The 13,923-nt window shown below is 63.8% G+C and carries 12 protein-coding genes; 4 read left to right on the forward strand and 8 right to left on the reverse strand.

All coding sequences use genetic code 11. The annotated features are described in order from the left end of the window. Positions 1 to 26: 26 nt before the first annotated feature. Positions 27 to 1,586 carry an acyl-CoA synthetase gene (locus ACEN2S_RS14590; RefSeq protein ID WP_441866981.1) on the reverse strand — a complete coding sequence of 520 codons (1,560 nt, stop codon included), beginning with the start codon at positions 1,584 to 1,586 and terminating at the stop codon, positions 27 to 29. A gap of 207 nt (positions 1,587 to 1,793) precedes the next feature. Between ACEN2S_RS14590 and ACEN2S_RS14595 the strand changes: the two genes are divergently transcribed. The 3 genes from ACEN2S_RS14595 to ACEN2S_RS14605 are packed head-to-tail and all read left to right on the forward strand — an operon-like array spanning position 1,794 to position 4,197. Then, positions 1,794 to 2,519 (forward strand): IclR family transcriptional regulator, encoded by a 726-nt coding sequence (locus ACEN2S_RS14595; RefSeq protein WP_441866983.1) that lies wholly within the window; start codon positions 1,794 to 1,796, stop codon positions 2,517 to 2,519. Positions 2,520 to 2,570: 51 nt separating this feature from the next. Further along, positions 2,571 to 2,951, forward strand: coding sequence for a PaaI family thioesterase (locus ACEN2S_RS14600; RefSeq protein WP_441866986.1), 381 nt, complete (start codon positions 2,571 to 2,573; stop codon positions 2,949 to 2,951). Further along, positions 2,941 to 4,197 (forward strand): CaiB/BaiF CoA transferase family protein, encoded by a 1,257-nt coding sequence (locus tag ACEN2S_RS14605; protein WP_441866988.1) that lies wholly within the window; start codon positions 2,941 to 2,943, stop codon positions 4,195 to 4,197. The genes ACEN2S_RS14600 and ACEN2S_RS14605 overlap by 11 nt, the downstream gene beginning before the upstream one ends. Before the next feature lie 4 nt (positions 4,198 to 4,201). On the opposite strand, the gene ACEN2S_RS14610 is transcribed toward ACEN2S_RS14605, so the two are convergent. The 7 genes from ACEN2S_RS14610 to ACEN2S_RS14640 form a co-directional block, all read right to left on the reverse strand. Further along, positions 4,202 to 5,209: a 2Fe-2S iron-sulfur cluster-binding protein gene (locus ACEN2S_RS14610; RefSeq protein WP_441866991.1), complete on the reverse strand. Its 1,008-nt coding sequence runs from the start codon at positions 5,207 to 5,209 to the stop codon at positions 4,202 to 4,204. Beyond that, positions 5,209 to 6,342, reverse strand: a complete 1,134-nt coding sequence (locus ACEN2S_RS14615; RefSeq protein WP_441866994.1) for an ethylbenzene dehydrogenase-related protein — start codon at positions 6,340 to 6,342, stop codon at positions 5,209 to 5,211. The genes ACEN2S_RS14610 and ACEN2S_RS14615 overlap by 1 nt, the downstream gene beginning before the upstream one ends. Before the next feature lie 14 nt (positions 6,343 to 6,356). Next, on the reverse strand, positions 6,357 to 7,028 hold the full coding sequence (locus ACEN2S_RS14620) for a cytochrome b/b6 domain-containing protein (protein WP_441866997.1): 672 nt from the start codon (positions 7,026 to 7,028) through the stop codon (positions 6,357 to 6,359). 762 nt (positions 7,029 to 7,790) lie between these two features. Further along, positions 7,791 to 9,260 (reverse strand): FGGY family carbohydrate kinase, encoded by a 1,470-nt coding sequence (locus ACEN2S_RS14625; RefSeq protein ID WP_441867000.1) that lies wholly within the window; start codon positions 9,258 to 9,260, stop codon positions 7,791 to 7,793. Continuing rightward, positions 9,260 to 10,216 carry a transketolase family protein gene (locus ACEN2S_RS14630; RefSeq protein ID WP_441867003.1) on the reverse strand — a complete coding sequence of 319 codons (957 nt, stop codon included), beginning with the start codon at positions 10,214 to 10,216 and terminating at the stop codon, positions 9,260 to 9,262. The genes ACEN2S_RS14625 and ACEN2S_RS14630 overlap by 1 nt, the downstream gene beginning before the upstream one ends. Continuing rightward, the gene (locus ACEN2S_RS14635; RefSeq protein WP_441867006.1) at positions 10,216 to 11,064 is read right to left on the reverse strand and encodes a transketolase; all 849 of its coding nucleotides are present in this window, start codon (positions 11,062 to 11,064) and stop codon (positions 10,216 to 10,218) included. The genes ACEN2S_RS14630 and ACEN2S_RS14635 overlap by 1 nt, the downstream gene beginning before the upstream one ends. 9 nt (positions 11,065 to 11,073) lie before the next feature. Beyond that, on the reverse strand, positions 11,074 to 12,540 hold the full coding sequence (locus ACEN2S_RS14640; protein WP_441867009.1) for an L-fucose/L-arabinose isomerase family protein: 1,467 nt from the start codon (positions 12,538 to 12,540) through the stop codon (positions 11,074 to 11,076). 360 nt (positions 12,541 to 12,900) lie between these two features. On the opposite strand from ACEN2S_RS14640, the gene ACEN2S_RS14645 reads away from it, so the two are divergent. Next, entirely contained in the window at positions 12,901 to 13,857 is a 957-nt protein-coding gene (locus ACEN2S_RS14645) for a D-ribose ABC transporter substrate-binding protein (RefSeq protein WP_441867012.1), read from the forward strand. Positions 13,858 to 13,923 lie beyond the last annotated feature (66 nt).

The raw sequence follows: 13,923 nt of genomic DNA on the forward strand, positions 1-13,923 counted from the left end.
CTCCTCCAATGGGTGTCCGAGGGCGGCTATTCGACCGCCACCCGGTTCTGAGCTTCCTGATCGCGCAGGATTTTCCGGTTCACCTTGCCCGCCGGGGTCTTCGGCAGGCTGGTGACGAATTCGATCTGACGGGGGTATTCGTGGCGGCTGAGCTTGGTGCGCACGAGGTCCTGAATCTCATCGCTCAATCCGTCCCGCGGGGCGGATTTCAGGATGATGAAGGCTTTGACCACTTGCCCCCGCAGCGCATCGGGCACGCCGATGGCGGCACATTCGGCCACATCGGGGTGGCGCAGAATGGCATCCTCAACCTCCACCGCGCCGATGGTCCAGCCCGCCGAGATGATCACGTCATCGGCGCGGCCGCCGTGGTAGAAATAGCCATCCGCATCGACCCGGCCGAGGTCCTTGGTCGGGAACCATTCCCCGCGTTTCTTCACCATCAACTCGCCGGTTTCGCCGGGTTTCGCGGGCGTGCCGTCGGGGAGTTGCACCTCGACCTCAACCCCCGGCACCGCTTTGCCCATCGCGCCATCGCGCACTTCAAGATCTTCCGCACCGGGATAGTTGGCGATGATCACCCCGATTTCGGTGGTGCCGTACATCGAGCGGACCTTGGTGCCAAACACCCGCTCCACATATTGCGCGGTTTCGGTATCGATCGGCTCGCCGGTAAAGCTGAGCTTGTCGAAACAGAAGCTGTATTCCCCGGCCACGCCGGCGTTGCGCATCATCCGGTAATGGGTGGCGGCCGCCGTCAGGTTGGTGATGCGGAAATCCTGCAGGGCGCGCAACAGCCGCACCGGATCGAAGCGGCCGCTGAAAGTGCCGGTCGAAACGCCCAGAGCCAAAGGCGCCAGCGTGCCGTGCCAAAGCCCGTGCCCCCAGGCGGGGGAGGAGGGGCAAAAGAACCGGTCGCCGGGGCGGATGCCGGTGGCATAGAGCGCGGCCACCATCAGCGTGACGATGGATTGGTGATTGTGGTGAACCGCCGCGGGCAGTTGCCGCGTGGTGCCCGAGGTATATTGCAGCACCGCAAGGTCGCTGCCCGAGGTCTGCCAGTCGAAATGCGCGGGCAAGTCGTTCAGCCCGTCCAGAAACGCCTGATCGACAATGGTGACATTCCGGGCACCGCCCGCAGCCGCATCGGCCGCTTTCTCGGCATTGGTGAAGAACATCGCCGGTTGGCAATCGCCGACCCGCAGCGCGATCCCCTCAGGCCCGAAGAGCGAGAACATCGGCACCGCCACCGCGCCGGATTTGATGATGCCGAAGATGGCGCAATAGAAAGCCAGCGACGGTTCGATCATCACCGCGACGCGCTCTCCCTTGCGGATGCCTTGAGTGGTCAGGAAATGCGCAATCTGCGAGGAGCGGCGCGAGAGTTCGGCAAAGGTGATGACCTCATCCGCGCCCTCCGCATGGGCAACCCGCAGGGCCACATTGGGGCCGTTGACGTGCCGGTCCACACATTCATGGGCAATGTTGAACCGCTCGCGGGTGCCGTCGAACAAGGCCCAGAGCGCCTCTTTTGAATAGTGCCGCTGTGCGTCCGCATAGGACGTGAATTCCGTCAGTCGCGCCATGCGCCATTGCCTCCCCAACCTCGCCTCCCCAACCTCGCCACCGTACAGCGCAGAGGGCCGTCAGCTTCGTTGACAAGGGTAAGGATCGATGTGAAGTATTGTCAATATGATTCATTTATTGTATCTGTACAATGAAATGACATGGATTGAGGGGAGCCGATGTTGGAAGAAGACAGCAAAACAACGACTAAACGGCAGGTTCCGGCGGTGACGCGCGCCCTTGCCATTCTGCGGTTGCTGGCGCGGGCGCCCGAACCTGTCGGGGTGAATCAGATTGCGCGGGGTCTGGAATTGGTGCCGAGCACCTGCCTGCACATCCTGCGAATCCTGCAAGATGAGGGGCTGGTGGATTTCGATACGACCACCAAACGCTACACGATCGGCATCGGCATTCTGCCGCTCGCCCGTGCGGCGATGCAGCGCAACTCCTTCTCGAGCCTGGTGCAGCCGCGGCTGTCGGCCTTGTCGCAGGAATTCGGGGTCACCAGCATCGCCACGCAATTGTCTGAGCCCGGCCAGATGGTGGTGGTTGCCCTGTCGCAATCCAGCATGCCGTTCCGGCTGCAGGTGGATCTTGGCAGCCGGTTTCCGGCGCTGATCAGTGCGACGGGGCGGCTTTTTGCGGCCTACAACAGCCTCGATACCGCCACCCTGCAGGCCGAGTTTGCCAAGCTGAAATGGGATCACCCGCCGCGTTTCGACGACTGGTGCGGCCAGGTGGATCAGGCCCGCGAGCAAGGCTTTGCCATCGACAAGGGCGTCTATATTTCAGGGGTGACGGTGGTGGCGGTGCCGATATTTGGCAGCAACCGCAAGATGAAACGCTCGCTGGTGGCGATTGGTATTTCGGAGCGGCTGTCCGACACCAAAATCACCAAAATTGCGGCGGCGTTGCAGCAGATGCGGGACGACGTGGAAGAAACGCAGATCTGAGGGGGCGGGGGCGTGATGACTGTGGATGCAGTGCCATCGGACTGGCAGAGCATGAAGCTGGATGGCTTCATGGCGCATATCGGCCCGCTGATGCGTCGGCGCGATGTTTCGGGCGCGCCTGAATACGGTTTGCAGACAGATGCAACGCATCAAAACCGCATTGGCTGCGTGCATGGCGGGGTCATTGCCACGCTTTTGGATCAGGTGATTGCGATTGAGGCATGGAAAGCGGTCGGGCAACAACCGGTGGTGACCGTCCAAATGGATGTCCGTTTCATTGGTGCAGCAACCGCAGGAGATTTTCTGCGGGCCCGTGCTTCATTGCGGCATGTTGCCCGCAGTCTGATTTTTGCCGATGCCGAGATTGCCTGCGGCGAGGTTCTGGTGGCCACCGCCACCGCAGTGATGAAAGTGTCGAAAAATGCAGGATGAGGTGAAGAATGCTCCGGCGCAAGATCCGCGGCCGGGGCCATTGTCCGGGGTGAAGGTTCTTGATTTTTCGAGGATTTTGTCGGGCCCCTATGGCAGCATGGTGTTGGCCGATCTTGGCGCCGAGGTGATCAAGGTCGAGCCGATTGAGATCGGCGATGAGACGCGGAAGTTTCCGCCCTTTCAGGCGGGAATGAGCCATTATTATATTTCGCTGAACCGCAGCAAAAAGAGCATAAGCCTCGATTTGAAAGCGCCCGAAGGTGCCGCCATTGCACGGCAGCTTGCGCAGAAAAGCGATATCGTGCTGGAGAATTTCCGGCCCGGGGTGATGGACCGGCTTGGGCTGGGCTATGAGGCGCTGAAGGCGGAAAACCCGCGGTTGATTTACGGCTCGATCAGCGGATTTGGCAAGAACAGCCCGCATGGTGACAAACCGGCCTTTGATATTGTCGCGCAAGCCCTGTCCGGCGTCATGCACATGAACCGTGAACCCGACCAGTCGCCGAACAAGCTGAGCATACCGCTTGGGGATCTGGCGGGCAGCATCTTCTCGGTCTTTGGCATTCTGGCGGCATTGCATGAGCGCAATCAAACCGGGCAGGGGCGGCATGTTGAAATTGCCATGCTCGACAGTCTGATTGCGATGCAGGGATATTTGTCGCAGATCTATTTCGTTTCGGGCAAAGATCCGGCGCCGGTGGGCACACGCCATCCCAGCATCGTGCCCTATGGCTCGTTTCCCACCGCGGACGGGCATGTCATCGTGGCCTGCCTGACCGAGCGGTTTTTCCACAATTTCGCCCGTTGTCTCGATTTGCCCGGCTTGATCGAAGACCCGCGGTTCGCCCTTTATCAGCACCGTTTGGAGCATCGCGAAGCGCTGGAACATCTGATTTGCGGCAGGATGCAGCAGGAGAGCACGGCATTCTGGCTTGACCGGCTGTCGGAGTTTGACGTGCCGAATGCCCCGATCCTGAGCGTGGCCGAGGCGCTTACCCAACCGCATGTTCTGGCGCATGGGCTGATCGAGACGGTGACACATCCGCAGGTGGGTGACCTGAAAATGGTGCGCAGCCCGATCCTGTTTGACGGGCAGGGACCGGCCCCCGCCCGGCCGCCCTCGCTTCTGGGCGAGGACAGCTGTGCGATTTTGGCGACCGAACTTGGCTATGACGCCGAGCAGATCCTTGCGCTCTTGCGGCGCAACATCGTGGGTGCGCCGCCGACAGGGTCCGGCGAGGGCTGATAGGTCAGCGCGCGCGGCCAAAGGCGCGGGTCAGGCGCGCCAGCCCGTAGGCAGGGGCCCGGTCCGGCTGCGGGGCGGGGGAAAACGGATCGGCGTAAAAACGGGCGCCCGCCGCCTCTGCCTGCACCCGCGCGCGCTCGACCATCCGGGGGCCGCCCGCCGCAAAAACCGTGTCTTCGGCGGTCAGCACGGGCATGTGGTCGGCGGGCGTGCCGATATGCACGTCGGGCAGGGGCGGGTGCAGGCTTTCCAGCACCACCTGAACCGAAGTGCCTTCATGGCGGGCGGCCTTGCGCAGGGCGGTGTCCATGTAAAAGGCATGCGCATCCTTGGCGCCGCAAATCAGGTGAATGGGCCGCTGCCGGTCGCGGCGTTGCGCGGCCGCGGCAATCGCCCAGATCGGGGCAAAGCCGGTGCCGCTGCCCAAGAGGATGATGCGGCCGGGATGGTCATCGCGCAGGAAGGAATGGCCAAACGGCCCCTCCACCTTCAGCTTGCTGCCGACCGCAATCTCGGCCCCGAGCTTCGGCGTCACCAGCCCGTCACGGACCTTTTTGATGTGAAAGATCAACCGCTCGTCAACGGTGCCGTCGGTCAGCCCGGCGGTCGGGCTGAAACTGCGGGCGGGATAGCCGCGAAACTGCAGCTTCATGTATTGCCCCGGCAGCCAGTGCACCGGCCTGCGCGGGCGCACGATCACCTTGACCACATCGGCGGCAAGGTCGCGAATGTCTTCGATCACCGCGTTTTGCAGCACGGTTTCGGGCGCATCATGCGGGGTGACCTCAAGATCCGAGAACACGCGCGCCTGACAGGCCAGGATATTGCCGCATCCCGCCTCTCCGCCGAGGGTGATCCCCCGCGTCAGTTCCAGCGTGCAGGCGCCGCATTGGCCGGCGCGGCAATCATGCGGCAGTTCCACCCCGTTCTTCAGGGCGGCATCCAGCAGGCGGTCCCCGGCGGCGACGGTGAATTTCTGATCCCGGACAGCAACGGTGAATGTTCTCGGCATTAGGGCATCTCCACGATGAGGGGTCGAAGGTGATAGCTGTGGCGGCTTTGCGAATGGTCGAAGGCGGCAAACCACAGCATGATGCCGTCCTTGAAGGCGAGGTCCTTGTCGCCGGGCGCGAGGCTGCGTTTGATCTCGAGAATCCAATGGCCCCCGGACCAGGCGCCGCGCGCCAGCGTGTCATGCGGCCCCACGGGGCCCGCATCGTCCACCATCACGCCGGGAATGACGCTGCCATCGGCCAGCGCGGCATCGGCCTGTGCCGAATAGGGAACCGCGGCGGAGGCCTGCAGCGCCCAGAGCTTTTCGTGGTCAAGCGGATCGCTCAGCCCTGCGTCTGATTTGATGTCATCCACGGCGGCGGTCTTGTACCGCGGCAGGTTCAGCGGTTGCACCGCGCCATCCTGCGCACCGGGGGCGGGGATGAAATTCACCTGCGTCAGCGGATGGGTGGGATCGTCTTCGCTGATGCCGCCAAAGTACCGGGTCTTTCCCGCCATCTGTGCCGCGGTGAACGGCAATGGCGGCCCGAGATAGGCATCCTCGACCCGCGCGGTCTGCGCCCCGAGCGCGGCATGCCAGATCCACAGATCAACCATCTTGCCGGGATCGGTGTAGTGCAGACCGCGGCCGGTGGTTGAACCGGGCGCTTCGGGCAGGGGCTTTTTCCCGAGGTGAATCGCGCCACCGATCAGGGGCAGGCCCGGCTCGGCCAGCATCACCGCAATGCGGTCATCAAAGAAATAAGGCTCGCTCGCGGATTGGTTGTCGGTCTGGACGCTGCGCCAGGCCCCGCCGTTTTTGAACAAAGGCAGATATTCCAGCGAGCGGGTGGGATCCTCCCAATCCAGCGCCAGATAGATGTTCTGGCTGTCATGCACCGCCCGGACGGTGATCTTGCTCTCCCCGCTGCCGCCAAAATCACCGCCATGCCGGGTGAGCACCGTCACCGGCACGGCGGCGCTCCAGGCCGCATCCGAGATGTCACCGTCCAGTTTCGGTGCGTCGACCGCACTGATCGCGGGCACGATCAGATGCGGGCACAGATACCAATTCACCGCGAGCAGGGCGCCAAGGGCCACCACGCTGCCCATCAGGGCAGAACTGAGCGGGTGGGTTCGAAGTACAGACATTGACAGACTCTCGCTCAGGGGGATTGCCGGGGTTTGGCGGCGGGATTGGCGCTCGCAGAGGCGCCGCTACGCGCCCGGCGTTCCGCCGCGCGCTTTTCGGCCAGAAGGTCAGAGACGATATGGGCAAGGTCGATCTCATCCGCCGCAGGCTCGACCCGTTTGGGGCGGAAGATGCGCAACAGATGCGGAACCCCCGCCAGCCGCAAAAGCGCCAGCAGATGCAGGACCGGGAAGGCCAGAATGACCCAGGTGCACAGGCGGTGCAGCGGCAAGAGCGGGCCGCCCAGGTCGTAATAGGCCAGCCAGCCGGTGGCGCAGGCTCCCAGCACGGCGATGAAAAACGCCCAGTACAGCAGGACATTGATGCAAGACCAGCACATCTTCGCGGTGCCGAACAGCCCTTGCAGCCGGGCGCCATTCAGGCGGATCCGGTCCCACAGCCGCGCTTTTGACATGTACAGGGCATAGGCAACGGCGGCCAAAGTCAGCACGCCCGCCGCAATCAGATGGCGCTCCCACAGGGTTTCCGACCCGAGGTAGGCATCGAAGTCGCGCAGCCAGAGATAATGGACATCGTCACTGGTGAAACGCAGGCCCGTCTGCATGAGCACGACGATTGCGGCGACAGTGACCCAATGCAACAGCACTGTGCCCACATCGGTGCGTGGCCATCGTCGAAAGTTCATCCTGTACACTCCTTGATCGCAATGGGCCTTGTTGTGATTTTGTGGCGCGATGCGGTTCGAACCTGTGGTCTGACGACACCGTCTGACCCTGCTGCGAAAGTACTTGCGCATTCACCGCCGTCCGGCAAACCCCACCAAAAGGCCCGCTGCGCGGTTTCACGCCAACAGATCGGCAGGGAGGCGCCAGAGCGCCGTTCAGGCGCCCGGGCGGCCGCGTCTTTCTGCCCTCGGATAGATGCGGATCCGGGGCTTCAAACGGGCCTTATGGCAAAAGTTTATGGCGGTTCTTCGCCGGGATCGGCGCCCTGTCTGGCAGGCTGCCCGGAGGAGCAACCCCAGGGGTGCCGTGCCTGCCCCGTGCGCGTGTCAGCGCATGCGGCTCTGCCCGTTGTGGTTGTGATTCGTGTGGCCCGCGCGAGCAGGTCCCGGACCCGGAGTCCGAGCGCTGCACAACCTCAATCCTATTTGGTGGTCTAAAGATCCCGCATGAATTGCGCCCGCACGGCCCCAAACTACCGGATACGGTGGGGGCGGGGTGCCCCGGCGGTCAGGCAATATGCGGGTCTGTTGCCGCGTGCGGACGCGGGCGGCGGGGGCGCACGGACCACGAAACCGGGCGCAGCGGTTCGGGTTGCTCCGATCCGCTGCGGCGCCTCATGGCCACATCATGCCCTTATCATGTTCCCGTCAGGCCGGGCTCTCCGACGGCAGGCGCAACCCGCTGGTTGGTGCCCGGGGGTGCGAGGCGCGCCGTCGCGAGGGTCACAGCCGCGCTTTGCGCACCGCATGTTCCCAGTTCTGGCGAAGATCCTGCATGGCATCCGCGCGCTCACGCCGGGGCAGGAACGCCGCGCCCTGTGGCGCGCCGGTCGTCCCGCACTCAAGGCCGAGGGCCGCAAAGGCCAGCGCTGCGGCCCCGAGTGCCCCGACCTCTTCCACTTCTGCACGCTGAACCGGGCAGCCCAGAAGATCGGCCTGCAACTGCATCAGGAAATCATTGCCCGAGGCGCCGCCATCCGCCCGCAGCCCCTCTGGCATCTGTCCGGCGTCGCGGCCCATCGCGCTGAAGACATCGGCGATTTGCAGCGCGATCGCTTCCAGTGTCGCCCGGGCCAGATGCGCGGGGCGCGTGGCATGGGTCATGCCGGTGATCGTGCCCGTTGCCGCGTCATCCCAATGCGGTGCCCCCAGTCCGGCCAGCGCGGGCACAAAGGCAACGCCGCCACTGTCCGTCACGCTTTGCGCCAGCGCCGAAAGGGCGGCAGCATCCGCCACGCCGAGGAGCTGTGCCATGAAGGCCGCCGCCTGCGCCGAAACGGTGATGTTCCCCTCCAGCGCATAGGTGGTCACGCCGCCTTGCGTCCAAGCGATGGTGCCCGAGAGGCCATGCTGCGAGGCGAGGCGCGCGGGCACCAACATCATGAGCGAAGAGCCGGTGCCATAGGTTGCCTTGACCGTGCCCGGCGCGCGGATGCCGTGACCAAAGAGCGCGGCATGGCTGTCGCCGATCATCGCACGGATCGGAAGGCCCGCGGGCAGTGCCGTCACCCCTGCCACTGTGCTGCCAAAATCGGCATCCGAGGCGCAGGGCGTCGGCAGGCAATCCAGCGGCACGCCGAAGATGGCGGCCAGGTCAGGGCTCCAGCACAGGGTGCTTGTGTCAAACAACTGCGTGCGCGCGGCGTTGGAATGGTCGGTGGCAAAGCGCGCGCCCCCGGTCAGCCGCCACAAAAGCCAGGCATCCACCGTGCCCGCCCGCAGGGTGCCCCGCTCAGAGGCCGCGCGGGCGGCGGGGACAGTCTCCAGCACCCAGGCCAGTTTGGCGGCCGGGAACAAAGGGTTCAGCCCCAGCCCGGTTGCCGCCAGCACCGCAGGCTCGGCGCCTGCCGCGCGCAGATCTGCCACCCGGGCGCTGGTGCGGCGGCATTGCCAGAGAATGGCGGGGCAGAGCGCTGCGCCTGTCGCCGCATCCCAAACCACCAGTGTTTCGCGCTGATTGGCGATGGCGATGCCCGCGATCCCCTCTGCCCCCGCCTGCGCGACGATCTCGGCGATGGCGCTTTGCACCGAGGCCCAGATCTCTTCGGCGGATTGCTCGGCCCAGCCGGGCTGCGGATAGCTGCTCTGCATCGGCGCCGCTGCGCGGGCGTGGATCTGCCCCTCCGCCCCGACCAATATCGCCTTTGAATTCGTCGTGCCCTGATCAATCGCCAGAATACGGGGCGGGGTCATTACCGCTTCCTCGCCAGGGCCCGCCGGGCTGCGGCCGTGATGCCCGCCACGCTGAGGCCAAATTTTTCAAAGAGATAATCCACCGACCCCGTGGGCACAAAGCCCGGGAAGCCCACCCGCTCCACCGGCACCGGCTGATGCGCCGAGGTCAGCTCGGCCACCGCGCCGCCCAAACCGCCGCGGACCGAGGCTTCCTCGACCGTGACGATGGCGCCGGTTTCCGCCGCCGCCAGCACCGCCGCCTCATCCAAGGGGTTGAGCGTTGCCATGTTCAGGACGCGCGCAGAAATGCCCGCCGCCGCAAGTCCCTGCGCCGCCGCCAACGCCAGATGCGCCGTGGTGCCATTGGCGATGATCGCGAGGTCGCTGCCCGCATGCAGCACCTCGGCAAAACCCGGTCGGAACACGCGGTTCGGCACGTCAAGATCGGGCACCGGCATCCGCGACAGGCGGATATAGACCGGCCCCTCATGCGCGGCGGCCCATTTCACCGCCTCTGCGGTTTCCCACGGATCGGCAGGCGCAATCACCGTCAGGCCGTTCAGCACGCGGAGCCAGGCGAAATCCTCAATGGAATGATGCGTCGGCCCCAGCTCGCCATAGGCAATGCCCGAGCTTTGGCCGATCAGCTTCACGTTGAAACCCGCATATACGATATCGGCCTTGATCTGCTCAAGCGCGCGGCCGGTCAGAAAGCAGGAGGCGGCGGAGACAAAGGGAATGCGGCCGCCATTCGCCAGACCGGCGCTGACGCCGACCATGTTTTGCTCGGCAATGCCGACATTGATCAGCCTTTCGGGGAATTTTTTCTGAAACCCGCCGAGTTTTGAGGAGCCGACCGAGTCATTCACCACCGCGCAGATGCGCGGATCGGCTTCGGCCAGCGCCTCCAGCGTGGCGACCCAGGCGTTGCGGCAATCGTGATGGCCCGTGGCCAGAGGTGCGGCATGTGCCATCAGACCAATTCCTCCATCGCTTGTGCGAATTGCGCGTCGCTGGGCACGCCGTGGTGCCAGCTTGCCTGATTTTCCATGAAAGACACGCCCTTACCCTTGACCGTATTGGCGATGATACAGAGCGGTTTTTGCCGCGTCGCCGGGTCTGCGGACAAAGCCGCATGCAGCGCCGTCAGGTCATGCCCGTCCAGCTCGACCACCTCCCAGCCAAAGGCGCGGTATTTGGCATCCAAGGGATCAAGGCCGATCGTGTCTTCGGTGCCCGCCCCCTGTTGCAGGCGGTTGCGGTCGATGATCAGCGTCAGCCGGTTCAGCCCCCGGTGGCCCGCGGTCATCGCCGCCTCCCAGTTCGAGCCCTCTTGCTGCTCACCATCGCCGGTCAGCACAAAGGTGCGGTAGGGCGCGTCGGTCATCTGGCCCGCAATCGCGATCCCCACCGCCACCGGAAAGCCATGCCCCAAGGGGCCGGTATTGGTTTCCACCCCCGGCAGATAGTTGCGGTTGGGGTGGCCGTTCAGCCGGGATTCCGGCTGCATATAGGTGGTCAGCCAGTCCTCGGGGAAATATCCCGCCGCACAAAGCGCGGTATAGAGCGCGCCGGTGGCATGGCCCTTGGACATGATGAACCGGTCACGATCGGCCCAATCGGGGCGCGCCGCATCATACTGCATCACGCCGAAATAGAGCACCGACAGCACGTCGATGGCGGAAAAATCGCCGCCCGGATGGCCGAGCTGCGCCGCATGCACCATCTGGAACGCCCGGCGGCGCATCCACAGCGCCTTGGCGCGGATGGTGGCAATGTGGTCATTGGGCAAGGGGGTCTCGGGGGTTGTCTCGCGGGTCATCGGGGCGCCTCAGAATGGGTTGCGCAGATAGAGCTGCGGTTCGGGCGGGGTGTCATGGTCATAGATCGGCCAGCCGAGGTAACGCACCACCGCCTCATTCACGATCCCGGCGTGGTGGCCGCGCACCATGGCGACGTGATGCTCAAAGCCGTTCTGCGTCACAAAACGCATCAGCTCGCGCAGGCGCGGCACCCGGCAGACGGCAATGCCGCCATCCATCGCGAAGGGGTCATCGGTAAACTCACCCTCCCCGAGATAGCATTTCACCCGGCCCGCGCGGTCATCGCTCGACAGCCGGAAGTAGGTCATCGGCCCCGGTTTCACCTTGCCCTTGACCGCGCCAAAGCACTTCGAGCGGCCAATCGCCTCGCCCAGCACATCAAGCTCCGAAATCTCCGGCGTGTCGCCGATGAAACTCCGGGGGAAATTGCCGCAATGGGTGCAGACGCAAAGATCGGGCACATCGGCGTAATTGTTGTTCCAATCGAGAATCGCCGGCGGCGCGCCCGAAGCGAGCGCGAGCGCATACATCGAAATTGCCCCCATCACATCGACCTCACAGGCGGAGGGCATCAGCTCTTCGCCCATCATCGACATGGTGACGCAGGTGGCGCAGCCGAAATTATCTTGCAAACTGCGCCAGCACTGGATGGCCGAGGCATCGCAGCCGGTCTCGTCGATCCAGCGGTTCACGGCGAGGGTCCAGCGCGCCTGTTTGGTGATCTGCTCTTCGGTGATATGCGCGGGAATGGTGCCATAAGCCTTGATCCTGGCCATTTTCGCGGCCAGATCCGGGTCATCGGCGGGAATGGCGGCGGCGGCCCCCATCATTTCGGACAGATCCACCGTCACCACGGTGATCCCGGCGGCCTGCAAGAGTTTCTCGGAATAGCGCATGGTCTGGAACGCGCCGGTCCGCGCGCCAATCGCCCCGATCCGCGCGCCGCGCAGCCCCCGCACCGTGCGGCAGAGGCGGCCGAAACGTTCAAGATCCGCGCCGAATTCGGCGCTGTCCACATCGCAGGTGTGGCTGGTGGTTTCGGTGAAGGGGATGCCGTATTGCCAGAAGTTGTTGGTCACCGAGATCTTGCCGCAAAAAGCGTCGCGGCGCGAATGCACATCAACCTTGTCGAGGCTGTCATTGCTCGCCTGCAACAGCACCGGCACTTTCAGTCCGGCGCGCTGCACCAGTTCGGCCACGGCAATCTCATCGCCGAAATTCGGCAGGCAGATGACGAGCCCGTCGATCTGATCGGCATGGGCGCGGAAATGCGCGGCATAAAGATCAGCATCCGCAAGGCTTTGCACTGCGCCATTGGCTGTCGCCTCGAACGGCAGGGTGATCGCGCCATAGCCCAAGGCCTCCAGCTGCGCCAGCACCTGATCGCGGGCCTCGCGGCAGGGGGCGGGGCTGAAAAACGCCCGGCTTCCGATCACCACACCCAGCGTGATCTTGCGGCGTATCGTCAATGTCATCGCATCCTCCCAGAGCGGTCGCAGCACGGGCGGCGGTCGACGGGGCCGTTTGGCGTGCTGTCGACTCTCTCGCCTTTCGCTTACTTTCGATTGCTATCGAATTTTGATTTCTCCGGCAAGTGCCTTGCGCGGCCTGCGGGTCGAGAATATCCGAAATTCAGCCGCATATATCTGATAATTATACGAATAATTCAGGTTTGAGGTGTGTGGGCCCATCCTGATCTGAGCGTCATGCATTTGCGTTTTGTCAAAAAACGTCATCAATCGAAAAGAAACATTGACACGAATCGTGGATAATCGTCACAAACGGAACCGGAGGAGCGGCCCCCAACCCCGGGGGCCATGTTGAGGGAGGATCCCATGAATCTGAAATCCGTTCATTTGAAGCGGCGCTTGCTGCTGTCTGCCCTGGCGCTGACGATGACCGGCGCGCTGCCGGGTCTGGCATCTGCCGCCGACACCATCGCCATCATCACGCCCAGCCATGACAACCCGTTCTTCAAGGCCGAGGCCGATGGCGCGGCGGCCAAGGCGAAAGAGCTGGGCTATGACACCATGGTGCTGGTGCATGATGATGATGCCAACAAACAATCCGAGCTTTTTGACAGCGCGATTGCTGCCGGTGTGAAGGCGATCATTCTGGACAATGCCGGGGCGGATGCTTCGGTGGCGGCCGTGCAAAAGGCCAAGGATGCGGGCATCCCGTCCTTCCTGATCGACCGTGAGATCACCGCGAGCGGCGTTGCTGTCAGCCAGATCGTCTCGAACAATTATCAGGGCGCGCAACTCGGGGCGGAAGAATTCGTCAAACTGATGGGCGAAAAGGGCAAATTTGCCGAGCTTTTGGGCAAGGAATCCGACACCAACGCCGGGATCCGTTCCTCGGGCTATCACGATGTGATCGGCCAGTATCCGGATCTCGAGATGGTGGCGCAGCAGACCGCCAACTGGTCGCAGACCGAGGCCTATACGGTGATGGAATCCATTCTGCAGGCGCATCCTGACATCATGGGCGTGATTTCGGGCAATGACACGATGGCGATGGGCGCCTATGCGGCGCTTGAGGCGGCGGGCCGCAAGGATGTGATCGTGGTCGGCTTTGACGGCTCGAACGACGTGCGCGACTCGATCCAGAAGGGCGGCATCAAGGCCACCGTGCTGCAGCCTGCCTATGATCAGGCGCAGATGGCGGTGACCCAGGCCGATCAATACATCAAGACCGGCTCGACCGGGGTCGATGAAAAGCAGCTGATGGATTGCGTGCTGATCAATGGCGACAATGCGGCCAAGCTGGAAACCTTTGCGCTGAGCAACTGAGGCCCTTCCGCCCGGATCCGGCGCGCCCCGCTGCGGGCGCGCCGGTATCTTCTTCACGCGAGAGAA

It is taken from the genome of Phaeovulum sp. W22_SRMD_FR3, assembly GCF_052113705.1.
In the GTDB taxonomy this organism is placed as follows: Bacteria; Pseudomonadota; Alphaproteobacteria; order Rhodobacterales; family Rhodobacteraceae; genus JBGQOG01.